Origin of the sequence: Streptomyces xylophagus (assembly GCF_000716435.1) — a bacterium.
In the GTDB taxonomy this organism is placed as follows: domain Bacteria; phylum Actinomycetota; class Actinomycetes; order Streptomycetales; family Streptomycetaceae; genus Streptomyces; species Streptomyces xylophagus.
Map to the genome: position 1 here is coordinate 134,344 of NZ_JNWO01000017.1, position 26,131 is coordinate 160,474.

The 26,131-nt window shown below is 69.2% G+C and carries 27 protein-coding genes; 19 read left to right on the forward strand and 8 right to left on the reverse strand.

Going from position 1 to position 26,131, the window contains the following annotated elements:
- Positions 1-11: 11 nt before the first annotated feature.
- Positions 12-485, reverse strand: coding sequence for an SsgA family sporulation/cell division regulator (locus tag OO70_RS33165; protein WP_043679453.1), 474 nt, complete (start codon positions 483-485; stop codon positions 12-14).
- Between the two features lie 265 nt (positions 486-750).
- Between OO70_RS33165 and OO70_RS33170 the strand changes: the two genes are divergently transcribed.
- Both OO70_RS33170 and OO70_RS33175 read left to right on the forward strand, forming a co-directional pair.
- The gene (locus OO70_RS33170) at positions 751-2,292 is read left to right on the forward strand and encodes an RDD family protein (protein ID WP_043679456.1); all 1,542 of its coding nucleotides are present in this window, start codon (positions 751-753) and stop codon (positions 2,290-2,292) included.
- Between the two features lie 89 nt (positions 2,293-2,381).
- Positions 2,382-3,014 carry an RDD family protein gene (locus OO70_RS33175; RefSeq protein ID WP_043679459.1) on the forward strand — a complete coding sequence of 211 codons (633 nt, stop codon included), beginning with the start codon at positions 2,382-2,384 and terminating at the stop codon, positions 3,012-3,014.
- Between the two features lie 106 nt (positions 3,015-3,120).
- On the opposite strand, the gene OO70_RS33180 is transcribed toward OO70_RS33175, so the two are convergent.
- Complete coding sequence (locus tag OO70_RS33180; protein ID WP_043679462.1) at positions 3,121-3,441, reverse strand: hypothetical protein; 321 nt, start codon at positions 3,439-3,441, stop codon at positions 3,121-3,123.
- A gap of 435 nt (positions 3,442-3,876) precedes the next feature.
- Between OO70_RS33180 and OO70_RS33185 the strand changes: the two genes are divergently transcribed.
- The 3 genes from OO70_RS33185 to OO70_RS33195 all read left to right on the forward strand — a co-directional run bounded on the left by OO70_RS33185 (position 3,877) and on the right by OO70_RS33195 (position 9,208).
- Positions 3,877-6,219 (forward strand): immune inhibitor A domain-containing protein, encoded by a 2,343-nt coding sequence (locus tag OO70_RS33185; protein WP_043679465.1) that lies wholly within the window; start codon positions 3,877-3,879, stop codon positions 6,217-6,219.
- A gap of 135 nt (positions 6,220-6,354) precedes the next feature.
- Positions 6,355-6,708, forward strand: coding sequence for a hypothetical protein (locus tag OO70_RS33190; protein ID WP_043679634.1), 354 nt, complete (start codon positions 6,355-6,357; stop codon positions 6,706-6,708).
- Between the two features lie 292 nt (positions 6,709-7,000).
- Positions 7,001-9,208 (forward strand): MMPL family transporter, encoded by a 2,208-nt coding sequence (locus tag OO70_RS33195; protein ID WP_043679468.1) that lies wholly within the window; start codon positions 7,001-7,003, stop codon positions 9,206-9,208.
- A gap of 53 nt (positions 9,209-9,261) precedes the next feature.
- Here OO70_RS33195 and OO70_RS33200 read toward each other — a convergent pair whose 3' ends face one another.
- Together OO70_RS33200 and OO70_RS33205 are read right to left on the reverse strand one after the other, a co-directional pair.
- A complete protein-coding gene (locus OO70_RS33200; RefSeq protein WP_043679471.1) occupies positions 9,262-9,846 on the reverse strand; it encodes an isochorismatase family protein in 585 nt (194 codons plus the stop codon).
- A gap of 115 nt (positions 9,847-9,961) precedes the next feature.
- Complete coding sequence (locus OO70_RS33205) at positions 9,962-11,308, reverse strand: nicotinate phosphoribosyltransferase (RefSeq protein ID WP_043679475.1); 1,347 nt, start codon at positions 11,306-11,308, stop codon at positions 9,962-9,964.
- Between the two features lie 160 nt (positions 11,309-11,468).
- Between OO70_RS33205 and clpS the strand changes: the two genes are divergently transcribed.
- The 8 genes from clpS to OO70_RS33240 all read left to right on the forward strand — a co-directional run bounded on the left by clpS (position 11,469) and on the right by OO70_RS33240 (position 17,239).
- Positions 11,469-11,786 carry an ATP-dependent Clp protease adapter ClpS gene (clpS, locus tag OO70_RS33210; RefSeq protein ID WP_043679478.1) on the forward strand — a complete coding sequence of 106 codons (318 nt, stop codon included), beginning with the start codon at positions 11,469-11,471 and terminating at the stop codon, positions 11,784-11,786.
- 12 nt (positions 11,787-11,798) lie between these two features.
- Positions 11,799-12,404, forward strand: a complete 606-nt coding sequence (locus tag OO70_RS33215) for a DUF2017 domain-containing protein (protein WP_043679481.1) — start codon at positions 11,799-11,801, stop codon at positions 12,402-12,404.
- Between the two features lie 289 nt (positions 12,405-12,693).
- Positions 12,694-14,118, forward strand: a complete 1,425-nt coding sequence (locus OO70_RS33220) for an amino acid permease (protein ID WP_043679483.1) — start codon at positions 12,694-12,696, stop codon at positions 14,116-14,118.
- A gap of 76 nt (positions 14,119-14,194) precedes the next feature.
- The gene (locus tag OO70_RS33225) at positions 14,195-14,623 is read left to right on the forward strand and encodes a Mov34/MPN/PAD-1 family protein (protein ID WP_043679484.1); all 429 of its coding nucleotides are present in this window, start codon (positions 14,195-14,197) and stop codon (positions 14,621-14,623) included.
- A gap of 49 nt (positions 14,624-14,672) precedes the next feature.
- Positions 14,673-15,725: a LacI family DNA-binding transcriptional regulator gene (locus tag OO70_RS33230; RefSeq protein ID WP_051741872.1), complete on the forward strand. Its 1,053-nt coding sequence runs from the start codon at positions 14,673-14,675 to the stop codon at positions 15,723-15,725.
- 88 nt (positions 15,726-15,813) lie between these two features.
- Entirely contained in the window at positions 15,814-15,909 is a 96-nt protein-coding gene (locus OO70_RS56905; RefSeq protein ID WP_317774922.1) for a putative leader peptide, read from the forward strand.
- A gap of 94 nt (positions 15,910-16,003) precedes the next feature.
- Entirely contained in the window at positions 16,004-16,282 is a 279-nt protein-coding gene (locus OO70_RS33235) for a MoaD/ThiS family protein (protein ID WP_019056720.1), read from the forward strand.
- A gap of 6 nt (positions 16,283-16,288) precedes the next feature.
- Positions 16,289-17,239: a PLP-dependent cysteine synthase family protein gene (locus OO70_RS33240; protein WP_043679486.1), complete on the forward strand. Its 951-nt coding sequence runs from the start codon at positions 16,289-16,291 to the stop codon at positions 17,237-17,239.
- A gap of 113 nt (positions 17,240-17,352) precedes the next feature.
- Here the strand turns inward: OO70_RS33240 and OO70_RS33245 are convergent, their stop codons facing one another.
- Positions 17,353-17,772, reverse strand: a complete 420-nt coding sequence (locus tag OO70_RS33245; RefSeq protein ID WP_043679639.1) for a type II toxin-antitoxin system PemK/MazF family toxin — start codon at positions 17,770-17,772, stop codon at positions 17,353-17,355.
- A gap of 215 nt (positions 17,773-17,987) precedes the next feature.
- On the opposite strand from OO70_RS33245, the gene OO70_RS33250 reads away from it, so the two are divergent.
- On the forward strand, positions 17,988-18,740 hold the full coding sequence (locus tag OO70_RS33250; protein ID WP_019056717.1) for an MBL fold metallo-hydrolase: 753 nt from the start codon (positions 17,988-17,990) through the stop codon (positions 18,738-18,740).
- A 73-nt stretch (positions 18,741-18,813) separates the two neighbouring features.
- On the opposite strand, the gene OO70_RS33255 is transcribed toward OO70_RS33250, so the two are convergent.
- Positions 18,814-19,512 carry an SDR family NAD(P)-dependent oxidoreductase gene (locus OO70_RS33255; protein WP_043679488.1) on the reverse strand — a complete coding sequence of 233 codons (699 nt, stop codon included), beginning with the start codon at positions 19,510-19,512 and terminating at the stop codon, positions 18,814-18,816.
- A 142-nt stretch (positions 19,513-19,654) separates the two neighbouring features.
- Here OO70_RS33255 and OO70_RS33260 point away from each other — a divergent pair, with 142 nt between their 5' ends.
- The 4 genes from OO70_RS33260 to OO70_RS33275 all read left to right on the forward strand — a co-directional run bounded on the left by OO70_RS33260 (position 19,655) and on the right by OO70_RS33275 (position 22,810).
- Positions 19,655-20,101, forward strand: coding sequence for an Rrf2 family transcriptional regulator (locus OO70_RS33260; protein WP_043679489.1), 447 nt, complete (start codon positions 19,655-19,657; stop codon positions 20,099-20,101).
- Between the two features lie 153 nt (positions 20,102-20,254).
- The gene (locus OO70_RS33265) at positions 20,255-20,671 is read left to right on the forward strand and encodes a nuclear transport factor 2 family protein (protein WP_043679491.1); all 417 of its coding nucleotides are present in this window, start codon (positions 20,255-20,257) and stop codon (positions 20,669-20,671) included.
- A gap of 103 nt (positions 20,672-20,774) precedes the next feature.
- A complete protein-coding gene (locus OO70_RS33270; protein WP_043679493.1) occupies positions 20,775-21,839 on the forward strand; it encodes an MBL fold metallo-hydrolase in 1,065 nt (354 codons plus the stop codon).
- Positions 21,840-21,877: 38 nt separating this feature from the next.
- Positions 21,878-22,810, forward strand: a complete 933-nt coding sequence (locus tag OO70_RS33275; protein WP_043679495.1) for an NADP-dependent oxidoreductase — start codon at positions 21,878-21,880, stop codon at positions 22,808-22,810.
- Positions 22,811-22,884: 74 nt separating this feature from the next.
- On the opposite strand, the gene OO70_RS33280 is transcribed toward OO70_RS33275, so the two are convergent.
- Both OO70_RS33280 and OO70_RS33285 read right to left on the reverse strand, forming a co-directional pair.
- A complete protein-coding gene (locus tag OO70_RS33280; RefSeq protein ID WP_043679498.1) occupies positions 22,885-24,201 on the reverse strand; it encodes a PTS transporter subunit EIIC in 1,317 nt (438 codons plus the stop codon).
- A gap of 191 nt (positions 24,202-24,392) precedes the next feature.
- Positions 24,393-25,685, reverse strand: coding sequence for a PTS transporter subunit EIIC (locus OO70_RS33285; protein ID WP_043679501.1), 1,293 nt, complete (start codon positions 25,683-25,685; stop codon positions 24,393-24,395).
- Between the two features lie 141 nt (positions 25,686-25,826).
- Between OO70_RS33285 and OO70_RS33290 the strand changes: the two genes are divergently transcribed.
- Complete coding sequence (locus OO70_RS33290) at positions 25,827-26,060, forward strand: glucose PTS transporter subunit EIIB (protein WP_043679504.1); 234 nt, start codon at positions 25,827-25,829, stop codon at positions 26,058-26,060.
- Positions 26,061-26,131 lie beyond the last annotated feature (71 nt).

Below are 26,131 nucleotides of genomic sequence, written 5' to 3' on the forward strand. Positions count from 1 at the left end.
ACTTTTTGAACTCACTCCCCCTCCCTCGACTCGTCCGACGGCCACGGGTCGCGCAGCCACAGGTCGTCGGCCGGGGTCGGTGCGAGCAGCTCGGCCAGGCCGTCGTCGATGCCGAGCTGCTCCGCCTCAGAGCCCGGGGGGACCACCCGGAGGGTGCGTTCCAGCCACGCCGACACCTGGGCCGCCGGGGCCTGGAGGAGGGCGTCCCCGTCGGGTGAACTCAGCGCCATCAGGATGACGCTGCGCCCCTCCACCTTCGTCGGCCACACCCGCACGTCCCCGTGCCCGCACGGCCGGAACACGCCCTCGACGAGCAGTTCGCGGGCGAACGTCCAGAGCACGGGGTGCTCGGAGTTGATGTGGAAGGAGATGTGGACGGCGTACGGGTCGTCCGTGCGATAGCTGAGCCGGGCCGGAACTGGAATGCTCCGCTCCGGCGACAGGATGAGCTTCAGCTCCAACTCCCGCTCTACCACTGTGTGCATGACGTGTGTCTCCTCTCGTTCACGGGGCCCTGTGGTGAGCCCGTACGAGTGGAGAGGGCGTGCGGCGCCAAGCATTACGCGACTTCGGGAATCTTTTTTTCACGAAGGCGTCACGAAGGCTTCGCGGGGCTTCGGACGGTGTGGACTCCGTGCACGAGGTTGCCCGGATAGGGGTGGGTCCGGCGGGACGGGCAGTGCTGGTGGCACGGGTCTGATAGATGTGGACACCCCCATTTGACCTCCGAGCAGATACGGGACGACGGACATGAGCGCCCCAACCCCGGCACCCGGTGACGACAGGCCCCGCGAGGGGTACTACCCGGACCCGTCCATTCCTGGCTATGTCCGGTACTGGAACGGCGCGTCCTGGGTGCCCGGCACCAGCCGCCCGGCGCCGTCGGACGGGCTGTCGCCCGGCGCGGGAGCGTCGGTCGAGGAGACCGGGCCGCACTTCTTCGACGAGGACCCCGCGCCGGAGCACCAGGCGGGTCCGGCGCAGGCTCAGCACGGCAGCCGCCCCGAACCGGCGGCGGCCTGGGGCGCGGACCGCGCCCACCAGAGCGGCTTCGGCGGCGATCAGGACCGCCGCGTCTCCTGGGGCGCCCCGGACCCGAGGGTGCCCGCCGACACCCCCGCCGCTCCGGAGGAACCGGCCAACCCCGGCACGTTCGTCTTCCGCCGCCCGACCCCGGGCACGGACACCCCGGACGAGGGCACGACGACTTTCCGCCGCCCGACCCCGCGCACACCGCAACAGGGCGGGGCGCCGGGGGCGCAGGGCGGGGGCGCGGGGGCCGCGGGCGGGTTCGGCGGGCCGGGGCCGGCGGGGTCCGGTGCGGGCAGCGGCGGGTTCGGTGCGCAGGGCGCGGCGGGTTCGGGCACCGGCGCCGGTGGTTTCGGCGCGCAGGGCCCCGTAGGAACCGGTTCCGCCGCAGGCGGGTTCGGTGCGTCGTCCTCCGCCGGTGACCAGGGCCCCCGTGCCGGAGGCCAAACGCCCGTCGGGAACGCCCCGTTGACCGACCCCTCCGGCCCCGGCTTCGGTGCCGGAAAGGCGGCGGCCGCCCGTGCCGCCGTACAGGCCCAGGCGGGCACCGGGGCGCCGGCCTCCGCCCCCTCCGGTGTCCAGCAGTCCGCCCCCGGCGTGCCCGCGCAGCCAGGTCCGCCGCAGGCGTCCGCGTCGACGCCGATGGCCGCCGGGACAGGCGGTGGGCAGCCCTCGTGGGCGCAGCAGGTGCACCGGCTGGCGGGGGACGAGGAAGGGCCCGTGGCGCCCTGGAAGCCGCCTGTGGAGGACGTGTTCCAGGCGGCGGCCCGGCGGCAGTCGGCGGCGCGGCCCGCGGGGCTCGGCAAGCGGCTGGCCGCCCGGGTCGTGGACACCGTCGTGCTCGGCGCGGTCACCGCCGTAGCCGCCGTACCGCTGGGCACCAAGGCGGTCGACCACATCAACGAGAAGATCGACGCGGCCAAGCTCTCCGGCCGTACCGAGACGGTCTGGCTGCTGGACGGCACCACGGCCGCCTACCTGGGCATCGTCCTCGCCGTCCTCCTCCTCTTCGGCGTCCTCTACGAGGCGTTGCCGACCGCCAAGTGGGGCCGCACCCTCGGCAAGAAGCTCTGCGGTCTCGAGGTGCGCGGCATCGAGAGCCACCAGCCGCCGACCTTCGGCGGGGCGCTGCGCCGCTGGCTGGTCTACAGCGTCCCGGGACTGCTCGGCATCGGGGTCGTGGGTGTCGCCTGGTGCCTGTTCGACCGGCCGTGGCGCCAGTGCTGGCACGACAAGGCAGCCCATACGTTCGTGGCGGGATAGGGGTGTACCGCGTCCGGGGTACCTGATTCCGTACCCCGGACGGCCGCTCGCCGGATGCGGAGCCGAGGGGTTCGCGGTCGACTCGGGCCATGAGCACCGAACCGCCTCCGGGCTCCGGCCAGCAGCCGCCGGAAGACGACCCGTTCAGGAAGCAGCCCCCTCCTGGCCAGGGATCGGGCTCTCCGTACGACCCGTCCCACGGGAACCAGCCGCCTCCCTACGGCGGCGGCGATCCCTATGGCGGCGGCTCCTACCCCACCGACCCCCTCGCCGGCATGCCCCCGCTCGCCGACAGCGGCCGGCGCACGCTCGCCCGGATCATCGACATGATCCTCGTCGGCATCGTCGTGTGGCTGGTCACCTGGGCCTTCGGCGTGCACGAGTACGACGTCGGCTCCGACGGCGCGTCGTACGCCAAGTCGCTCGGCCAGTCGCTCGTCGCGGCCGTGCTCTACATCGGCTACGACACCGTGATGCTCGCCAAGGCGGGCCAGACGCTCGGCAAGAAGTGGCTGGGCCTGCGCGTCGCCAACCTCGACAACGGCTCGACGCCCTCCGTGCAGACCAACCTGATCCGCGCGGCGGTGCTGTGGATCCCGTTCGCGTTCTGCTGCGCCTGCATCTGGACGGCGATCAGCGGCGGTTGGAGCTTCTTCGACAAGCCGTACAAGCAGGGGCTGCACGACAAGGCGGCCAAGACCGTGGTGGTCAGCACGCGTTGACGTGACCGGGGGACAGCACCCGGGGTGCACACAGCGATCGGCGGGTCCGTGGTCAACGGACCCGCCGATTCGCGTGGCTGAGCGTGTACTTGGGCTTGTGCTTGGTCTAGGGAGTGCTCCGCTCCCGTACCGGCTGCGCGGACGACACGGCGGCGGCGGCGGAGACGGTCTCCCGCCGCACCGACACCCGCTCGCGCGGCGGAGCGACCGGTGGTGCGGTCTGGACGGCGGCCCGAGCCGCTGCCGCGGCGCGGGTCTTCGGCTGCGGCACCGTCAGCGAGACGAGCAGCCCGAGGGCGAGTGCCGCGCACGCGATGACCGCGATGCCCAGACCCGAACTCGTCTGTGACAGCAGCAACATGGCGAGCGTCGAGAAGATCACGGTGAACGAACCGTAGGCGAACTGTGCGGCGGTCGGACGAGGCATGGCAATCGAGTCCTCGTTAGGCGATGGAGGGGAGGCTGTGAAAGGGGGGTGCGACAAGGATGTCGGCCTGGCTTTCCGCCGGTTCCTGGCGTTCCGCCAATCGACTCTATTCGCCTGCATGCCCGAGTGGAACGCGCAGTAAGCGTGACCTAACACACGGCTCCGGAGCATGGGGGGCGCACGGAGTCATACCGTCCACGAAGTGGACGGATGTACGCGCCTGTTGAGCGATGGACGAGTCGGCCTCGGGTGTCCGTAAAGCGGACCCCTGCTTCGCATAGTGCACTTGTCCTGCTCAAGTCAAGGTCTGTCTTTTCTCGTAAACCTCTAGTCAAATAACGTCACTTGACTATCACGCGTACACCGCGCGCGGGCCTTCCATGCCTTCCAGGACCCCCCCTTCCGCGCGGTCGGGTGCGCAGGGGAGGACCTCAAGTGACCAGCAGACCCTGGACGTTCAGAGCGGCCGCGATCGGTGTCGCCCTCGCGGCGGCCACCGCCACGTTCTCGACGTTCGCCGTGGCGGAGGCCAACACCTCGGCCAAGTCCGCCACCGTGGACCGGCACGACCCCGCGCCGGTCGCGCAGAAGGAGCACGACCTCGACGGCCCGCTGAGCAAGACGCAGGACGCGCAGCGCCAAGAGGCCCTGAACCAGGTCATATCCGGCAAGGCGTCGGTCAAGGACCGCAACGGCTCGCAGGTCGTCCAGCTCAAGAGCAAGGGCGGCAAGAGCAAGTACGTCGAACTGAGCCGGGAGAAGACCGACAAGATCTTCACGATCCTGGTCGAGTTCGGCGACCAGGTCGACACCCGCTACGGCGGCACCGTCGGCCCGCTGCACAACCAGATAGCCGCGCCGGACCGCACCAAGGACAACTCCACGGCCTGGCAGGCGGATTACAACCAGGCGCACTTCCAGGACCTGTACTTCGGCACCGGCAAGAACACCGAGTCGCTCAAGAAGTACTACGAGAAGCAGTCCTCGGGCCGCTACTCGGTCGACGGCGAGGTCACCGACTGGGTCAAGGTCCCCTACAACGAGGCCCGTTACGGTTCCAACAAGGCCTCCACCGGCGCCTGGTACGCGGTGCAGGACGGCGTCAACGCCTGGGTCGCCCAGCGCGAGGCCGCCGGCGACACGGCCGCCGAGATCAAGACGGAGCTGGCCCAGTTCGACCAGTGGGACCGCTACGACTACGACGGCGACGGCAACTTCAACGAGCCCGACGGCTACATCGACCACTTCCAGATCGTGCACGCCGGCGAGGACGAGTCCGCCGGCGGCGGCGCCCAGGGCGAGGACGCGATCTGGGCCCACCGCTGGTACGCCTTCGGCACCGACGCCGGCTCCACCGGCCCGGACACCAACCTGCTCGGCGGCACCCAGGTCGGCGACACCGGCATCTGGGTCGGCGACTACACGATCCAGCCGGAGAACGGCGGACTCGGCGTCTACGCCCACGAGTACGGCCACGACCTCGGCCTGCCCGACGAGTACGACACCGCGGGCGGCGAGAACTCCACCGGCTTCTGGACGCTGATGTCGTCCGGCTCCTGGCTCGGCACGGGCAAGGAGGCCATCGGCGACCTGCCCGGCGACATGAACGCCTGGGACAAGCTCCAACTGGGCTGGCTGGACTACGACGTGGCCAAGGCCGGCACCAAGTCGAAGCACACGCTGGGCGTCGCGGAGTACAACACCAAGAACGCGCAGGCGCTGGTGGTGCAGTTGCCGGAGAAGGCGGTCACCACGACGGTGGTCACCCCGGCGCAGGGTGCCACGCAGTGGTGGAGCGGCAGCGGCAACAGCCTGAGCAACACCCTTTCCCGGACAGTGGACTTGACCGGTAAGTCGGCCGCGTCCCTCACGCTGGACGGCTACTACGACATCGAGGCCGACTTCGACTACCTCTACACCGAGGTGTCCACGAACGGCGGCACGAGCTGGACCCCGATCGACGGCAAGCTGGCCGACGGCTCCGCCATCCCGCGTGACGGCAGCGGCAACCCCGCCCTCACCGGCACGGCGGCGGCGTACCAGAAGCTGACGTACCCGCTGGACGCCTACGCGGGCCAGAAGATCGACGTCCGCTTCCGCTACCAGACCGACAGCGGTGTGGCGCAGAAGGGCTTCGCGGCCGACGAGATCACGGTGACCGCCGACGGCGCCGCCCTCTTCTCCGACAACGCCGAGTCCGCCGACGCCGCCTGGACGGCGAAGGGCTTCTCGCGCATCGGCTCGTCCTTCACGGACGACTACGCGCAGTACTACATCGCCGAGAACCGTCAATACGTGTCGTACGACAAGGTGTTGAAGGTCGGCCCGTACAACTTCGGCTTCTCGACGACCCGTCCGGACTGGGTGGAGCACTACGCCTACCAGAACGGCCTGTTGATCTGGAAGTGGGACACCTCGCAGGCGGACGACAACACCAGCGAGCACGCCGGTGAGGGTCTGATCCTGCCGATCGACTCGCACCCGACGCAGTTGAAGTGGTCCGACGGCACGCTGATGCGCAACCGCATCCAGGCCTACGACTCGCCGTTCAGCTGGTACCCGACGGACTCGGTCACGCTGCACAAGGCCGACGTCGCCACCAAGATCAAGTCGCAGCGCGGTGTGCCCGTCTTCGACGACGGCAAGTCGACCTACTACGACACGTCGAACCCGACGGCCGGTGTCAAGATCACTGACACCAACACCCGGATCAAGATCGTCAAGGAGCCGCTGGACGGCTCGACGGTCACGCTCCAGGTCGGCCCCTCGGCGAAGTAGTCGGTAAAAGCGCAGGTCAGAAATGGATCGGCGGTGACCCCCTGGCGGGTCGCCGCCGATCCGTGTTTAGGTGCGTCCTGTGCTTCCCTTATTGACACCGACCTCGATACCGACCCGCCCGGGGGTGTGACCGCATTGTCCGCAGGAGGTTTCTGCAAGCTGCCCACAGGCAGCGTGGTGGTGGCGTTGAACCTGCCAAGACCCACCGCCCAGGGTGACGGCTGCGTCCGCGTTCTCGTCCACGCCCGCAACCGCGCCCGGGCCCTGACCAGGCTCCGCAACCTCGGAATGCGGGCCGTCTACCTGCGCGGCAACGCGGAGCCGCCGACCCCGGACGAGATCACGGCCGTCCTGCACCACCCCGATGGCCTGATATGGCGTACGGCCCCTGCTCCTGACAACGCTGTCGTGATCCCCGGTCCGGAGCTGCCGCAGGAGCTGTGGCACCCGATCAAGGCGCTGCTGCGGAGGCCTCCGGCGGCTGTGTGAGGGGCGGGGCGGTGTCTGTGGGGGCGGTGGGGGCGGTGCGTCGGCTGCGGGCCGGTGGGGGCTGGTCGCGCAGTTCCCCGCGCCCCTGGAAAGCGGGCCGGTGTTGACAGGTGCGGGTGATGCGGGGTGCCTGTGGAAACTGGGGCCGCGTTTACAAGGGGCGCGGGGAACTGCGCGACCAGCCCCCACCGGGCCCGCAGCCAACACACGACGCACCCCCGACAGGCGGTCCGCCCCGACACACCCCATCCTGAGATGGCTCGGGGCACCCTAAAGACCGCCGGAGGCCCCCGTGGCTACCGTCCTCTACCGCCTGGGGCGCCTGGCCTTTCGTCGGCGCTGGTACGTGACCATCCTCTGGGTGGTGATCCTCGTGGCCCTCGGTTTCGCCTCCACCAAGGCGGCCGAAGCCCCCGCCACCACCTTCTCCACGCCCGGTGTCGAGTCCCAGCGGGCCTTCGACCTGATCCAGCAGCGCTTCCCGGGAGCGCAGGCGGACGGCGCCGTCGCCCGTGTGGTCTTCGTCGCCCCCGACGGGCAGAAGATCACCACCGGCAAGGACCGCGCGGCCGTGGTCCGGCTCGTCGACGAGGTCTCCGGCGGACCCCAGGTCGCGAGCGCCGTGAACCCCTTCCAGGCGGGCGCGGTCAGCAAGGACGCGACGACCGCGTACTCGACCGTCACGTACACGGTGCAGGCCAACGACCTCTCCGACACCGCCAAGAACAACCTCAGGAACGCCGCCGCGCAGGCCCGCGACGCCGGTCTCACCGTCGAGATCGGCGGCACCGCACTGGCCGCGCAGCCCTCGGCGGGCGGCGTCGGCGAGGTCATCGGCGTCGGCATCGCCGCCGTAGTGCTGCTGATCACCTTCGGATCGCTCGCCGCCGCCGGACTCCCGCTGCTGACCGCGCTGCTCGGCGTCGCCATCTCCATGACCGCGATCACGACCCTCGCCGCCACCCTCGGCCTGTCCGACACCACCGGCACCCTCGCCACGATGCTCGGCCTGGCCTGCGGCATCGACTACGCCGTGTTCGTCGTCTTCCGCTACCGCGAGGAACGCGCCAACGGCCACACCACCGAGGAAGCGGCGGGCCTGGCGGTCGGCACGGCGGGCTCGGCGGTGGTCTTCGCCGGCCTCACTGTCGTGATCGCGCTGGCCGGTCTGTCCGTCGTAGGCATCCCGCTCCTGACCAAGATGGGCCTGAGCGCGGCCTGCGCGGTCGCCCTCGCCGTCCTCATCGCGCTGACCCTCGTCCCCGCCCTGCTCGGCTTCTGGCCCCGGGCCGTCCTCTCCCGCCGCTACAAGACGACCGGCCGCCGTATCCAGGGCGTGGCCGGCAACATGGGCAGCCGCTGGGCCGGGTTCGTACTGCGCCACCCCTGGCCGGTACTGCTCGGCACGGTCGTCGGCCTGGTGGTCCTCGCGCTCCCCGTGATCGGCCTGCAACTGGGCCAGTCCGGCGACGAGGCCAAGTCCACCGCGACCACGGAACGCCGCGCCTACGACGATCTCGCCAAGGCGTTCGGCCCCGGCTTCAACGGCCCGCTGACAGTGGTCGTGGACCTCACGGACTCCACTCACCCCAAGGCCGCCGCGGCCACGGTCGAGAAGCGGATCGCCGCCGTACCGGGCGTGGTCTCGGTGTCACCGGTGCGCTTCAACTCGACCGGAAACACAGCCCTGTTCACCGCCGTACCGGCCGAGGCACCCACCAGCCAGAAGACCGTCGACCTCGTCCACACCATCCGCGACGACCGCCCCGCGATCGTGGCGGCGGCCCCCGGCGCGACCTTCGAGGTCACGGGCACCACCGCCCTGAACATCGACGTGGCGCAGAAGGTCAGCGGCGCCCTGGTCCCGTACCTGATAGTGGTCGTGGGCCTGGCGGTCCTGCTCCTCCTCCTGGTCTTCCGCTCCATCGTCATCCCGATCAAGGCGGCCGTCGGCTTCCTGCTCTCGGTACTCGCCGCGCTCGGCTGCGTGGTGGCGGTCTTCCAATGGGGCTGGGGCGCAAGCCTGTTGGGAGTGGAGACCACCGGCCCGATCATGAGCCTGATGCCGATCTTCCTGGTGGGCATCGTCTTCGGCCTGGCCATGGACTACGAGGTCTTCCTCGTCTCCCGCATCCGCGAGGCCTACGTCCACGGCAGCGCGGCCCACGCCTCGATCGCGACCGGGTTCCGCTACAGCGCGAGGGTTGTGACCGCCGCGGCCCTCATCATGATCTCGGTCTTCGCGGGCTTCATCACGGCCGGCGACTCCATGATCAAGATGATCGGCTTCGGCCTCGCGATAGCCGTCCTCTTCGACGCGTTCATCGTCCGCATGGCCTTCGTCCCGGCGGTCCTGGCCATCCTCGGCGACCGAATCTCCTGGCTGCCGGCTTGGCTGGACCGCCTCCTGCCCAACGTAGACATCGAGGGAGAGAGCTTGAGCCGCCAGCATCCGGCAACGGAACCAGTGGAAACCCCGCGAGCTGGAGCGCCCCTTTAGGGGCGCGGGGAACTGCGCGACCAGCCCCCACCGGCTCGCAGCCAAAGAACGACTTAGACGACCGGTTTCCCAGTCAACTCAACGCCGGCCGCCCGCAGTTCCTCCAACGCCCGATCCGTCGTCTCCTTCGCCACCCCGGCCGTCAGATCCAACAACACCTGCGTACGGAACCCCTCCCGCACAGAGTCCAACGCGGTCGCCTTCACGCAGTGGTCGGTCGCGATCCCGACCACATCAACCTCGTCGATCTCCCGCGCCCGCAACCACTCTCCGAGCGACACCCCGTTCTCGTCCCGCCCCTCGAACCCGCTGTACGCCGCCGCATACGCCCCCTTGTCGAAGACGGCGTCGATCGCCCCGGAGGCCACCGCAGGCGCGAAGTTCGGATGGAATCCGACCCCCTCCGTGCCCGCGACACAGTGCGCGGGCCAGGAGTGGGCGTAATCGGGGTTGTCGGCGAAGTGCCCGCCGGGCGCGATGTGATGGTCACGGGTGGCCACGACATGCCGGTAGCCGGCGGGCGCCTGCCCGATCAGCTCGGTCACGGCGGCGGCCACGTCGGCACCACCGGCCACCGCGAGACTGCCTCCCTCGCAGAAGTCGTTCTGCACGTCAACGACGATCAAGGCGCGGCGCATGGTGGTGTCCTTCGCGGAGAGTGAGATTCGAGCCTAGAGACTTTGGCGCCACCGCGGGAGGGCGCACCCCTGATTTTCGTGCGGGTCTTAACTAGTGGGACTCAACCAGCGGTCCTTAACTACCCGACCGCAGATGGAGGTACTCCGTCGGAAGGACAGCCTCCCCGCGCGACAACTGGGTCGCCGACAAGGGCAGGTTGGCCCGCGCGACAGCATGCCGGTCCCGTACGACGTCCAGCGGCTCGCGGGCGACGACCTCGCCGCCCTTGACCAGCTCCACCAGCAGCTGCCGGTCGGCGAGTTCGGCGGGGACCGGCCCGGTGCCGATCACCTCGGCCTCCGCGATCCCGTCGCCGTCCAGCCGCCGTGCCGCCCACTTGCGCCCGCCGATCGACGTCTTGCCGCCGCTGGACTTCTTCGCGACCGGCACCAGCGGCGCCTTCGGATCGGCGGACTCGGCCCGCGCGACCAGCTTGTAGACCATCGAGCAGGTCGGATGCCCGGACCCGGTCACCAGCTGGGTGCCGACGCCGTACGCGTCCACGGGCGCCGCCGCCAGCGAGGCGATGGCGTACTCGTCCAGGTCGGAGGTCACCACGATCCTCGTGTTGACGGCGCCCAGCTCGTCCAGCTGCTGCCGCACCCGGTGTGCCACGAGGAGCAGATCGCCGGAGTCGATGCGGACGGCGCCCAGTTCGGGCCCGGCGACCTCGACCGCCGTACGGACGGCCTCGGTGACGTCGTACGTGTCGACGAGCAGGGTGGTGTTCCGGCCGAGCGAGTCCACCTGGGCCTGGAACGCGTCGCGTTCGTTGTCGTGGAGCAGGGTGAAGGCGTGCGCGGAGGTGCCGACGGTGGGGATGCCGTAGCGGAAACCGGCCGCGAGGTCGGAGGTGGTGGCGAAACCGCCGACGTAGGCCGCGCGGGAGGCGGCGACGGCGGCGAGTTCGTGGGTGCGGCGGGCGCCCATCTCGATCAGCGGGCGGTCCCCGGCGGCGGAGGCCATACGGGAGGCGGCGGCCGCGATCGCGGAGTCGTGGTTGAGGATGGAGAGGATCACGGTCTCCAGGAGCACGCACTCGGCGAAGGAGCCCTCGACCCGCATGATCGGCGAGCCCGGGAAGTACACCTCGCCCTCCGGGTAGCCCCAGACGTCACCGCTGAAGCGGTAGGCGGCGAGCCACGCCAGGGTCTCCTCGTTGACGACGTTCCGCTCGCGCAGGAAGCCGAGGACGTCCGCGTCGAACCGGAAGTTCTCCACCGCGTCCAGGACGCGTCCGGTGCCCGCGACGACGCCGTAGCGACGCCCCTCGGGCAGCCTCCGGGTGAAGACCTCGAAGACCGAACGCCGGTCGGCCGTACCCGCTTTGAGGGCGGCCTGCAGCATCGTCAGCTCGTAGTGGTCGGTGAAGAGCGCCGTCGAGGGAACGTCCACCGGCAGCCCAAGGTCCGCTACGTCCACTGAACTCTCCTGGTCGTGATTTTCCGGGTCCCCCGAGGTCCGCCGGGGGTCCGGGGGTTGTCCCCCGGTGTGTGCCGCATGGCAACGGATGGTACTCCCATCTCGTCACTCTGACGATTTGTGGGGTCCATTTGTGCGGGCACCCCCTTGTGGTGGCAGCATGGGCGCTGTGACGTCACCCGCACCCCTGGAGATCGAACGCACCGAGTCGGCGGAGGAGGTCTTCGCCGTACCCGAGCCCGACGTCCCCTGGGTCACGATCGTGCACAACGACCCGGTCAACCTCATGAGCTATGTGACGTACGTCTTCCAGACGTACTTCGGCTACTCCAAGGACAAGGCCACCAAGCTCATGATGGACGTCCACCACAAGGGCCGCGCCGTCGTCTCCAGCGGAAGCCGCGAGGAGATGGAACGCGACGTGCAGGCCATGCACGGCTACGGTCTGTGGGCCACCCTCCAGCAGGACCGGAAGTAGCGACCCATCCCGATGCCAGGACACTTCGAACCACTTCGCGGCGGCGGTGCCGCCGTCGCCCTCGACGACGTCGAGATCTCCATCATCCGGTCGTTGGCCGTGCAGCTCCTGGAGCTGATCGGCCCGGGCCCGGGTGAGGACGCCCCCGACGACCCCCTCGCGGAACTCTTCGCCGAGGGCCCGAGCGAGCCGCCCTCCGACCCGGTGCTCCGGCGTCTGTTCCCGGACGCGTACACCGACCCGGAGCAGGCCCCCGACTCCCCGCAGGACGCCGAGGAGAAGCTCGCGCACTCCGCCGAGTTCCGCCGCTTCACCGAGAACGACCTGCGGGCCGGCAAGCGCGAGAACGCCCTCGCGGTGGTCCGCACCCTGGACTCGCTCACCCCCGGCGGTGACGGCGGCGCGATCCTCAAGCTGACCGCCGAGGAGTCCCGGCAGTGGCTCGGCTCCCTCAACGACCTGCGCCTGGCGATCGGTTCACGCCTCGACATCACCGACGAGGACGACACCGACGACCTCTACCGCCTCCCGGACGAGGACCCGCGCAAGCCGATGGTGATGGCGTACCTCTGGCTGGGCGGCCTCCAGGAAACCCTGGTCACGACCCTGATGCGCTGACCGCGACAGCCCCGTTCCGTTCGCGTTCCGTTCGCTCAGCGGAGCCTCAAATCCGAATAACGATCACGTCACCGCGACGGCCAGGAATGCTGGCCGTCGCTCATTTTTGTCCGCTTCTTCCTGTGGTGTGCGCCACAAAAGTCCCCGTCGATCACGATTGCGACCGTGATAAATCTTCACGACCGCCCGGCGGACGCCACCCATGTCCCGCCGGGTTCGCCATGCGGCCGACGGACCTCGGCCGGGCAGCTCCAGTCCATGGGGGGATTCGGAGAAAGGCGCACCACACATGACCTCCGCTCAGGTCGAGACGGAACAGACCCCTGAGGAGGGGTACGAGCGCGGGCTCGGCAGCCGTCAGGTCCAGATGATCGCGATCGGCGGCGCCATCGGCGTCGGCCTGTTCCTGGGAGCCGGGGCGAACATCGCCAAGGCCGGACCCAGCCTCATCTTCATGTACGCCCTGGCCGGCGTGATCATCTTCTTCATCATGCGGGCACTGGGCGAACTGCTCCTGTACCGCCCGGTGTCGGGTTCCTTCGCGGAGTACTCCCGCGAGTTCCTCGGCCCGTTCTTCGGCTACTTCACCGCCTGGACGTACTGGCTGATGTGGGTGGTCACCGGCATGGCCGAGCTCACGGCCGCCGCCATCTACGTCAACTACTGGTTCCCGGCGGTCCCGCAGTGGGTCACCGCCCTGGTCTTCCTGGTCGTGCTCTTCGTGGCCAACCTGATCTCGGTGAAGCTGTTCGGCGAGATCGAGTTCTGGTTCTCGATGGTCAAGGTCACCGCCCTGATCGGCATGATCGTGATCGGCCTCGGCGTGCTCACCTTCGGCTTCAGCAGCGCCGGTGACACCGCCTCCGTCGCCAACCTCTGGCAGTTCGACGGCTTCTTCCCCAAGGGCATCGGCTCCTCCCTGATGACCCTCCAGGGCGTCATGTTCGCCTACCTCGCCGTCGAGCTGGTCGGCGTCACCGCGGGCGAGTCCGAGAACCCGGAGAAGACCCTCCCCAAGGCGATCAACACCCTCCCGTGGCGCATCGCCCTCTTCTACGTCGGCGCCCTCACCGTCATCCTCTGCGTCGTGAAGTGGACCGAATTCGCCCCGGGCGTCAGCCCGTTCGTCGAGGCGTTCGCGAGGATCGGCATCCCGGCGGGCGCGGGCATCGTCAACTTCGTGGTCCTCACCGCCGCCCTCTCCTCCTGCAACTCGGGCATGTACTCCACCGGCCGCATGCTTCGGACCCTCGCGGACAACGGCGAGGCCCCGCGCGTCTTCAGCAAGCTGTCCACCTCCAAGACCCCGGCCCTCGGCATCGCGATCTCCGTCGCCTTCATGGGCATCGGCGTGGTCCTCAACTACGTCGTCCCGGAGAAGGCCTTCGGCTACGTCACCTCGGTGGCCACCGCCGCCGGCATCTGGACCTGGCTGATGATCCTGGTCAGCCACGTCCTCTACCGCCGCGCGGTCGACGCGGGCCGCCTCCCGGCCTCGTCCTTCCCGGCCCCGGGCGGCGCGAAGTGCAGCTGGATCGCCATCGTGTTCCTGCTCTTCGTCACCGGCCTGATCGCCTACGACGCCGACTCCCGCGTCTGCCTCTTCGTGATGGCGGGCTGGGCCTTCGCCCTGTGGATCGGCTGGCTGGTCCTCAAGTCCCGCAACCCGCAGGTCACCGAGCGCCGCGAACCGGTGCTGGAGAAGGTCCTCTGACCGGACGATCCCGGCATATGGGCCGCCCCGTACCACCACTCGGTACGAGGCGGCCCTTCTGCTTATCCTGACGACCATGCCGACCCTGACCATCACCCAGGCCCTGTTCGACCAGATCGTCGCCCACGCGCGCGCGGACCACCCCGACGAGGCGTGCGGAGTCGTCGCGGGCCCGGTGGGCCAGGGCCGCCCCGAGCGCTTCGTCCCGATGCTGAACGCGGCCCGCTCGCCCACGTTCTACGAGTTCGACTCGCAGGACCTGCTGAAGCTCTACCGCGACATGGACGACCGCGACGAGGAGCCGGTGATCATCTACCACTCCCACACCGCGACCGAGGCCTACCCCTCCCGCACCGACATCGCCTACGCGAACGAGCCCGGCGCCCACTACGTCCTCGTCTCCACCGCCGACAGCGACGAGGTCGGCCCCTTCCAGTTCCGCTCGTACCAGATCCTGGAGGGCGAGGTCACCGAGGAGGACGTCAAGGTCGTAGAGGCATACTGACCGCGTACGCACCGTGCCGGTGTGCACCGCCCAACTCGCCGTATCGGAGATGGTGTTGACGCAGCGGTCGAACGCACGGCGGCCCACGCTGGAGGATGTCGCCCGCTGGTCGGGGGTCTCGAAGTCCACGGTGTCGCGGGTCGTCAACGGCGAGTCCAAGGTGAGCGCGGAGGCCGCGGTCCGGGTCCGGGAGGCGATCTCCGCGCTGGGATACGTGCCGAACCAGGCGGCCCGGCAGCTGGTCACCCGCCGCACCGGCGCCGTCGCGGTCGTCGCGGCCCAGCCCGAGGACCGGCTGTTCCTCGACCCGTTCTTCGACTGTCTGCTGCGCGGCATCCGCGCCGAACTCGCCCGACACGGTTCCCAGGCCGTCCTGCTGTTCCTGGACGAGCCCGACGACTACGCGCGCGTGGCCGACTACCTCGGCGGCGGCCATGTCGACGGCGCGATCCTGTTCTCGCTGCGCCCCGGCGACCGGCTGCCCGAGATGGTCGACCGGCTCGCGCTGCCCGCCGTCTTCGGTGGCCGTCCCCTCCTGTGCGACGGCGACCCCGTGCGCGGCCAGGCCTACGTCGACGGCGACAACCGCGGCGGCGCCCGCCAGGCCGTCCGGCACCTCCTCGCCCTCGGCCGCCGCCGCATCGCCACCGTCACCGGCCCCTACGACCAGGAGAACTCCGCCGCGGAACGGCTCGCCGGCTACCGGGACGTCCTCCTGGACATGCCCCATCTGGTCGAGCGGGCCGACTACACGCGGCAGGGCGGCGCCGACGCGATGGCCGCGCTGCTCGACCGTCACCCCGACCTGGACGCCGTCTTCGTCGCCTCCGACCTCATGGCCTCCGGTGCCCTCCAGACGCTGCGCGAGCGCGGACGCCGGGTCCCCGAGGACGTGGCCGTCGTCGGCTTCGACGACCTCGTCTCCCTCTCCGAGACGACCGACCCGCCGCTGACCACCGTCCACCAGGACGTCGCGGAGATGGGCCGACTGCTCGCCCGGCTGTTGTTCGGCCGTACCGAACAGGACACCCGGGAGGGCGATACTTCGGAGGTGCCGTCCGTGGTGGTCCCCACCCGGCTGGTCGTACGGCAGTCCGCCTGAGCAGCGCCGTCTCACCCCCCGACCGAATTTCGTCCGAAATGTGAGATCACATACCGAAGTCCGGACAGGGAATCGATACGATGAGCCCATGGTTCTTCTCGACGTGAGCGACAAGGCGCCGGGCATGCTGCTCGTGGCGCGGCTGCACGTCGACCTGTGCAGGCTGAACAGCGCCATCTGTTGACAGCGCGCTGTCGCCGCACGGCCGTGCGCCGCGGCAGTCAGGCATGTGCCCACCGAGACCAGACCCCTCCCGCTTCCGACAGGAGCCCCTTGCCATGGCCATCGAGGTCCGCATCCCCACCATCCTCCGCACCTACACCGACGGCCAGAAGGCCGTCGAGGGTGCCGGTGAGAACCTCGCCGCGCTCTTCGCCGACCTCGAGACCCGGCACGCGGGCATCCAGGCCCGCATCGTGGACGGCGGCGAACTCCGCCGCTTCGTCAACGTGTACCTGAACGACGAGGACGTCCGCTTCCTCGACGGCATCAACACCAAGCTGACCGACGGCGACAACGTCACGATCCTGCCGGCCGTGGCCGGCGGTATGGCCTGATCGTCGATGCGTTACGACTCTCCGCTGGCCGCGGTGGGCAACACCCCTCTGGTGCGCCTGCCGCGGCTCTCGCCGTCCACCGACGTCCGCCTCTGGGCCAAGCTGGAGGACCGCAACCCGACCGGCTCGGTCAAGGACCGCCCGGCCCTGCACATGATCGAACAGGCGGAGAAGGACGGCCGCCTCACCCCCGGCTGCACGATCCTGGAGCCGACCTCCGGCAACACGGGTATCTCATTGGCCATGGCGGCAAAGCTCAAGGGCTATCGCATGGTCTGCGTGATGCCCGAGAACACCTCCCAGGAACGCCGCGACCTGCTCGGCATGTGGGGCGCGGAAATCATCCCCAGCCCCGCAGCGGGCGGCTCCAACACAGCCGTACGCGTGGCGAAGGAACTCTCGGCCGAACACCCGGACTGGGTGATGCTCTACCAGTACGGCAACCCGGACAACGCGGGCGCCCACTACGCGACAACGGGCCCGGAGATCCTCACGGACCTCCCGTCGATCACCCACTTCGTAGCAGGCCTGGGAACGACGGGCACGCTCATGGGCGTAGGCCGCTACCTCCGCGAACACAAGCCGGACGTCAAGATCGTCGCCGCCGAGCCGCGCTACGACGACCTCGTCTACGGCCTCCGCAACCTCGACGAGGGCTTCGTCCCCGAGCTCTACGACGCCTCCGTCCTCACCACCCGCTTCTCCGTCGGCTCCGCCGACGCGGTCACCCGCACCCGCGAACTCCTCCAACAGGAGGGCATCTTCGCCGGCGTCTCCACGGGCGCAGCCCTCCACGCGGCGATCGGCGTCGGCAAGAAGGCCGTAGCGGCGGGCGAGACCGCGGACATCGCGTTCGTGGTGGCGGACGGCGGCTGGAAGTACTTGTCGACGGGCGTCTACACGGCGGCGACGACAGAAGAGGCGATCAAGACGCTCCAGGGCCAACTCTGGGCATGATTCCAAGGGGCTGAGGGGCACCCCCTGTTTTTAGGGGCGCGGGGCTGTGTCGATTTGCGGCTCCGCCGCGGGGCGCGACCAGCCACAACGCACCCGCACCCGAAAACGAACCCTTAACGCGCGAGGTGACGGACCTGGTCCCACAAAACCGGGTCCACCACCCCCACCCGCCGCCGAAAGTCGGACACCGGCACAGCACGCAACTCGTCGGTCTCCAGATAACTCGCCCGCCCCCGCGCATCGCCAACGGCACCCGGCGGCAACGGAATCACTCCGCCCCGCCCATCGTGATACTTGCTGGTGATCTTCGCGACGGTGACCTTCCGCCCCCGCACGGCGAGCACAAGACACGGCCGGTCCTTCGCCGCCCCCGGCTGATCCTCGTAGGGAACGTTCGCCCACCAGATCTCAGCGGGCTGCGGCCGATCCCCCTGAACCCGTCGGGACGACCCCCGCCCCCACCCGTCGACGAGCGTGGCGATCAGCGCCAGCAACACCACCGCCGCGAGCGCGAGCCACCAGGACGTGTTCATGAAGACGACGGTACCGGCGCGCAATCCAAGCCGCGCGCCCTCTTCCAAACCCCACGCGCCCCGGTTCCAGCCGAACCGGTGACACCACAGGTGAGTTCCCCCACAACAGCCCTTGGCGGAGGAGCGACCGGCCCTTTTGCGCCTTACGCTCGACGGACCGCACGACCCCCGTATCCCAACTCCAGAAGTTACCCGCCAGCGGAGGTTTCTGCTTTATGAAGCTCACCGTCGTCGGCTGCTCGGGGTCGTTCCCGTCCGCGGAATCGGCCTGTTCGAGCTACCTCGTAGAGGCCGACGGCTTCCGGCTGCTCCTCGACATGGGCAACGGCGCCCTTGGCGAGCTGCAGCGCCACTGCGGTCTCTACGACCTCGACGCGATCTTCCTCAGCCATCTGCACGCCGACCACTGCATCGACATGTGCGCGTACTTCGTCGCGCGCTACTACCGCCACGACGGCGGCCGCTGCGACCCCATCCCGGTCTACGGCCCCGAGGGCACCGAGCACCGCCTCACCACGGCCTACGCCGACACCCCCACCGCCTCCTCCATGAGCGAGGTCTTCGACTTCCACACGGTGAAGCCGTCCACGTTCGACATCGGCCCCTTCACCGTGCACACCGAGCGGGTCCGCCACCCCGTCGAGGCGTACGGCATCCGCGTCGAGCACGGCGGCCGGTCCCTCACCTACTCCGGCGACACGGGCGTCAGCGAGTCCCTCGACGAACTCGCCCGCGACACCGACCTGTTCCTCTGCGAGGCCGCGTTCACGCACGGCAAGGAGAACATCCCCGACCTCCACCTCAACGGCCGCGAGGCGGGCGAGACGGCGACCAGGGCGGGGGTCAGGCGGCTGGTGCTGACCCACATCCCACCGTGGACCGACCCCCAGGCCAACCTCGCCGACGCGCGCGAGGTCTACGCCGGCCCGGTGGAACTGGCGGCGCCGAGGGCGTCGTACGAGATCTGACAAGGTCTGACAAGGCCCCCTGCAGCCCGCCGTTCCATCCTGGCTGCGAGGGGCCTTCGCCGTGTCCGGGCGCTCAGCGCAGCAGGCTGCCGCCGTCCACCGTCAGGACCTGGCCGGTCAGTGCCTCCGCGCCGTCGCCGGCCAGGAAGCCCACGGTCGCCGCGACGTCCTCGGGGACGAGGGGGCGGGGGAGAGCCTGCGTGGCCAGGACCGCGTCGAACGCCTCGTCGGGCTGGTACGCGGTCGCCGGGGTGCGGGTGAGCCCCGGGGCCACGGACGTCACGGCGATACCGTCCTTGCCCAGCGCGACGGCCAGGGTGCGGCCGAACGCGGTGAGCGCCCCCTTGCTGGTGATGTAGCCGAGCAGGTCGGGGCTCGGCGGCTTCCAGACGGTGTCGGAGGTGATCAGCACGATCCTGCCGAACCCGCGCTCCCGCATCCCCGGCGTGAAGGCCTGGGACAGCAGCAGGACCGACTCGACGTTGACGGCCTGGATGCGCCGCCAGACGGCGAGGTCGGCGGTCTCCAGCTCCAGCAGGTCGGCCGCGGCCGCCGAGTGGACGAGCACGTCGACCCGGCCGTACCGCTCCAGGATCTCGGCGGCGGCCCGCCGTACGTCCTGCTCCGAGGCGAGATCGCATGCGACGTCACCGGCCCGGTCCAGGACGACGACCCGGTGTCCGAGCCGGGTGAGTTCACGGGCGATCGCACCGCCGATCGCACCGGCTCCGCCGGTCACCACCGCGACCCGTGCCGTCGGGACATCAGCCATGGTTCTCATCTCCTGTAGCGCAGCATCGAGACACTCATTGCTCAAGCAAGCAAATTGTGCGCCCATCTGCGACCGCACGGCAAGTCATCGCTGCGGCATAGTGGGACGTGTCACCGTCACCCTTACACGCTCCGGGACCGCCATGCCCACCAGCAGTCGCTTCGTCGTCGCCGTCCACGCGCTGGTCGCCCTCGCGGTCAGCGGTGACAAACCCCTGCGCTCCGAGGACCTCGCCCACTCCGCCAACACGAGCCCCGTGGTGATCCGCGGCCTGCTGTCCCGGCTGAACGCCGCCGGGCTCACCAGGTCCCAACTCGGCGCGGGCGGCGGCGCGTTGCTGGCCAGGCCGGCCGAGGAGATCCGGCTCCTCGAGGTGTACCGGGCGGTGGAGGACACCCGGCTGTTCACCCTGCACCGCACCCCGCCGCCGGCGGACTGCGCGGTCGGCAGCAACATCGTGGGCGGTCTCCAGCCCGCGCTGACCCGTGCGCGCGAGGCGTTCGAGGCGGAACTGGACCACACCACGATCGCGGAGATCGCCGACGAGGTCGCCCGCCTCGGGAACTTCACGATGCCGCTCGAATGGTGAGTGTCCGACGGGGCGGCCTGCGGTACCACTGGAAATGATCTGCGGCATGGCTCGACGATAAGTGTCGCTGTGTCGCTTACACAGTGCTATTGTCGCGGGTGTTCGGCAACCGCCCCCTCGGGCGGACGCCACCCATCACGACAGGAGTACGAGATGAGCAGCACCCTCTCGGCCGTCGACCTGCTGCGACGCAGCCTCGACACCTTTCTCGCCAAGGACATGAAGGCCTGGACGGACCTGTGCGCCGAGGACGTCGTCGCCGAATTCCCGTTCGCCCCGGAGGGGTCGCCGACCCGGATCGAAGGGCGCGAGGCGCTCTACGACTACCTGCGCGGTTACCCCGACCTCATCGACATCCGTGAGATCCCGTCGGTGCGCGTCTACCCGACCGCCGACGAGAACGTGGCCATCGCGGAGTGGAGCGTGATCGGCAGCGTGGTGTCCAACGGCAACCCCTACAACATGAGTTACGCGACCTTCGTGACCTTCCGCGACGGACTCATCGTCACCTACCGGGAGTACTGGAACCCGAAGGTCTTCCTGGAGGCGCTGAGCGGCGCCGCCTTCTGAGCGCGCGACCACTTTTCTGAACTACTTGCCGGAGCAAGCGAATGAACATAAGCTTGCTCCGGCAAGCAAATGATGATCTCTCTTGCAGAGAAGGGTCCAGAACATGGTCGCCCCCACCTCCCGCCGGTCCCTCCTGGCCCGCGCCGCCGCCCTGACCGCGGTGCCCGCGATCGGGGCCGTCGTCGCCGACACGGCGCTCGCCGGCCCGGCCCTCGCCGCCGGCACCACCGACCTGCCCGACTACGCCCCGGTGCCCCAGTCCTCGCTCGGCCCGGCGCTCAACAGCCAGGGCTACTACGTCGGACGGATCAAACGGAACCTGTACTGGGTCACCGACGGCACCTACGTCTCGGCCTTCCTCACCACCCGCGACGGCGTCGTCCTGCTCGACGCGCCGCCGTCGATCGGCCACAACATCCAGCGCGCCATCGACGACGTGACCAGGCCCAGCGGGCTGAGCAACAAGGTCACGCACCTCATCTACTCGCACCACCACTCCGACCACGCCGGCGGCTCGGGCATCTTCGGCCGCCATGTGACCCGGATCGGGCACTCCGAGACCCGCAGACTCCTCATACGGGACAACGACCCCAACAAGCCCGCCCCCGAGGAGACCTTCGAGGACCGCCGGGTGCTGCACATCGGCGGCGAGCGCATCGAACTCGCCTGGCTCGGCGCCAACCACACCCCGGACAACATCTACATCCACCTGCCCGACCACGACTCGCTGATGCTGGTGGACGTCGCCCTGCCCGGCTGGGTGCCGTTCGCCAACCTGAACATCAACGAGGACATCCCGGGCTCGCTGAAGGCGCCGGCCAAGGCCCTGAAGTACCCGTGGACCACCTTCATCGGCGGTCACCTCGGCCGGCTGGGCACGCGCCACGACCTCCGGATCCACATCGACTACATGGACGACCTGGAGACGGAGATCCGCAAGGCCCTCACCACGGTCGACGGCACCCCCTACTTCGTGAAGTACGGCAACAACACCTGGGCCGCGGTGAAGACCTACCTCGACGAGGTGATCGCGGTCGCCGCCCGCCCGGTCGTCCAGAAATACACCGGCGTCCTCGCCGCGGCCGACGTCTTCACCGAGAGCAACGCCTTCATGCTCATGGAGTCGATGCGCCTCGACGGCGGCTTCGGGATGACGGTCCACGACTGACACACCCCGCCCCGACCCACACCGTGAAAGAGGCTGTGATGAAAGCGATTCAGCAGTACGACTTCGGTGGGCCCGAGGTGCTCACCGTGACCGAGATCCCCGAACCCGAGCCGCGCGCCGGACGGGTCCGGGTCCGGGTGAGCGGGACCTCCGTGAACCCGGCGGACCTCGCGGCCCGCGCGGGCTGGCTGAGCCAGGTGCTGCCCGACCTGGCCCCGCCGTTCATCCTCGGCGCGGACCTCGCGGGCACGGTCGTCGACGGCGACGGACCGTTCGCCCCCGGCACCCGGGTCGCCGGGCTCGCACCCTGGTTCGTCAACCAGGAGGGCACCTACGCGGAGGTCGTCTCGATCGACCCCGCCTATCTGGCGGAGATCCCCGCCGGGGTCGACGACGTCACGGCGGCGGCCGTCCCGATCACCGCCGTGACCGCCTGGCAGGCTCTTGAGCTGGGCGGGGTCGCCGCCGGGCAGACCGTCCTGGTCACCGGGGCGAGCGGCGCCATCGGCGGATGGGCGGTCCAGCACGCGGCCGGCCTCGGCGCCAAGGTCGTCGCCGTCGCGTCGGACGGCGACGAGAAGTACGTCGAGGGTCTCGGCGCCGACACCGTCCTCGGCCGGGCGGCCGACGCCGGTGAACTCGCCGCCGCCGTACGGAAGTCGGTGCCCGGCGGGGTCGACGTGGTCGTGGACCCCGCCGGAATCGGTGGTGACCTGATCCACGCCGTGCGCGACGGCGGTGTCTTCGTCGTCCTCGCGATCGTGCCGGATCCCGAACCGGAGCGCGGTGTCGACGTACGCCGCGTCAACGCGCAGTCCGACGGCGCGCTGCTGGCCCGGATCCTCACCGACATCGCCGACGGCAAGAAGAAGCCCCGCGTCGGCCTGACCCTCCCGCTGGCCGAGGCGGCCGAGGCACACCGCAGGAGTGAGAACAGGTCGGTGCGCGGGAAGATCGTGCTCACGGTGTGAGGGGGCGGCACACGACGATGCCCGGTCCGGGGTGAACTCCGGGCCGGGCATCGGGTGTTGTACGTGGCCGAGGGTTATTTGGCCTCCGCCTTCTCCAGTTCCGCCAGTTCCTCGTCCGTCTCCCGGCCCGGGGTCGGGAGGTTGAACTTGGTGATGGCGAAGCGGAAGACGACGTAGTAGATCGCGGCGAAGGCGAGGCCGACAGGGATCAGCAGCCAGGGCTTGGTGGAGATGCCCCAGTTGATGAACACGTCGGTGAAGCCGGCCGAGAAGCTGAAGCCCATGTGCATGCCCAGCGCCCAGGTCACGGCCATCGACAGGGCGGTGAGCACCGCGTGGATCGCGTACAGCACCGGGGCGATGAACATGAACGAGAACTCGATCGGCTCGGTCACACCGGTGAGGAACGAGGTCAGCGCCAGCGACACCATCATGCCGGTCACGGCCTTGCGGCGCTCGGGGCGGGCCGAGTGCGCGATGGCCAGCGCGGCGGCCGGCAGACCGAACATCATGATCGGGAAGAAGCCGGTCATGAACATACCCGCGCTGGGGTCACCCGCGAAGAAGCGCGGCAGGTCGCCGTGGAAGACGGTGCCGGCGGAGTTGGTGTAGTCGCCGATCTGGAACCAGGCGACCGAGTTCACGAACTGGTGCATGCCGATCGGGATCAGCGCGCGGTTGATGAGACCGAAGAGCGCCGCGCCGAAGGAACCGAGCCCGGTCATCCACTCGCCGAAGTTGGTGATGACGTCACCGATGGGCTGCCAGCCGAGGACGACCAGGACACCGAGGGCGGCGCCGACGGCCGACGTGATGATCGGCACCAGTCGGCGGCCGTTGAAGAAGCCGAGCCAGTCCACCAGCTTCTTGCGGTGGTAGCGCTGCCACAGCACGGCGGTCAGCAGACCGATGATGATGCCGCCGAGCACACCCGGGTTCTGGAAGGTCGCGGCCGTCGCGGTCTCGGTGCCCTTCTGCCAGAAGCCGCCGAAGGGGGCGACCGACGTGTAGGTGGCGCCGTCGTGCCCGTCCTTGATCGGGAACTGGTGGATCACCGCGTAGTAGGTGAGGAAGCTGACCACGGCGGCCAGTGCCGTCGAGCCGTCGGCCTTCTTCGCGAAGCCGATGGCCACGCCTATACAGAACAGCAGCGGCAGTCCGAACGAGCCGTCGAACAGAATGCCACCGGCCCCGGCGAACACCTTCGCGACATCGGTCGGAAGGTGCAGCTTCGCCTGGACGTCGGGCTGGCCGAGCCGCATCAGAAGGCCCGCCGCCGGAAGCACGGCGATCGGGAGCTGAAGGCTGCGGCCGATCTTCTGCAGGCCCTGGAACAGGCCGGATCCCCACTTCTTCGTGGGGGCCGCCGTCGGCGCGGTGGCGGTGCTCATAGACTTCCTCCATCGGGTGGTGGTCTACACCACTCAGTGGTGTAGACCTGTTGTAGCAGATGAAGTCCGCATAAAGGAACCCGCGAATCCTGCGACCGAATCGCTACGCGACGTACACGAAGAAGCGCACGGCAAAGGGCCCCCGGACCGACGGTCCGGGGGCCCAACTCGCCTGTGCTGTAAGGCTGTTCCTATGCCTTCGTGACGTCCTCCTGCTCATCCTCCGGCTCCCGCCCCGGCGTCTTCAGATCGAACTTCGTGATCGCGAACCGGAAGACGACGTAGTACACCGCCGCGAAGCACAGCCCGATCGGAATGATCGCCCACGGTTTCGTCGCCAGGTTCCAGTTGATCGCGTAGTCGATCAGACCGGCCGAGAAACTGAAGCCGTCGTGCACCCCGAGCCCCCAGGTCACCGCCATCGACACACCGGTCAACACCGCGTGGACCGCGTAGAGGACAGGCGCGATGAACAGGAACGAGTACTCGATGGGCTCGGTGATGCCGGTGACGAAGGAGGTCAGTGCGACCGAGAGCATCAGACCGCTCACCTCCTTGCGCCGGCTCGGCTTCGCGCAGTGTGCGATCGCGAGCGCCGCCGCCGGCAGCGCGAACATCATGATCGGGAAGAAGCCCGAGGTGAACTGCCCCGCGTTCGGGTCACCCGCCAGGAACATGTTGATGTCACCGTGCACCACCGTCCCGTCCGGCTTGGTGTAGCTGCCGAACTGGAACCAGATGGGCACGTTCAGGAACTGATGCAGTCCTACGACGAGCAGCGCCCGGTTGGCGAGACCGAACACCCCGGCACCCACCGCACCCCGGGCGCTCAGCCAGTCGCTGAAGTGTTCCAGACCCGTGCCGATCGGCGGCCAGATCCACAGCGCCACCGCCGCGACCGCGATCGCCACGAACGACATGATGATCGGCACCAGCCGGCGCCCGTTGAAGAAGCCGAGCCAGTCCACCAGCTTCGTACGGTGGAACCGCATCCAGAAGAACGCGGTCAACAGCCCCAGCACGATCCCGCCGAACACCCCGGGATTCTGGTACGTGAACGCCGAGACCGAGTGATCGGCGGCCTGGCACCCGATCCCGGGCACCACATTCGTCCCGCCCGTGCAGTCCTTCGGGAACTGGCGCAACACGTTGTAGTACACGAGGAAACCGACCAGCCCGGCCAGCGCCGTCGACCCGTCCGACTTCTTCGCCATACCGATCGAGACACCCACGCAGAACAACAGCGGCAGCCCGAGCTGCCCGTCGAGCAGCGCGCCGCCCGCACCCGCCATCACCTTCGAGACATTGGTCCACCCCAGCCCGTCGTCCCCGAACACGTCCGGCTGCCCGAGCCGGTTGAGGATGCCGGCGGCCGGCAGTACGGCGATGGGGAGTTGGAGACTGCGGCCCATCTTCTGCAGCCCCTGGAACAGGTTGTTCCAGGAGACGCGCCCAGGACGGGCGGCGGCACTGTCGGCACTCATGGACGCCCCTCGGTAATGTGGTGTAGACCAGTTGGCGACGTGATCGTTCACCATCATTCGGCACGCACGACATGACCGCTCGCGAAGCTGGGCCAACTGTGGGTTACTGCGACAAAGCGGTTCGGATCAGGGAGAAAGAACATGGCCACCAAGGCTGAGAAGATCGTTGCCGGGCTGGGCGGCATCGACAACATCGAAGAGGTCGAGGGCTGCATCACCCGCCTGCGCACCGAGGTCCACGACCCCTCCAAGGTCGACGAGGCCGCCCTGAAGGCCGCCGGCGCCCACGGCGTCGTCAAGATGGGCACCGCCATCCAGGTCGTCATCGGCACCGACGCGGACCCGATCGCGGCGGACATCGAAGACATGATGTGAAGCCCCGGCTTCGCAACTAGGAAAGGGGCTCCTCCCGAGGCAGGAGGAGCCCCTTCCTCCATGTGCGGGCC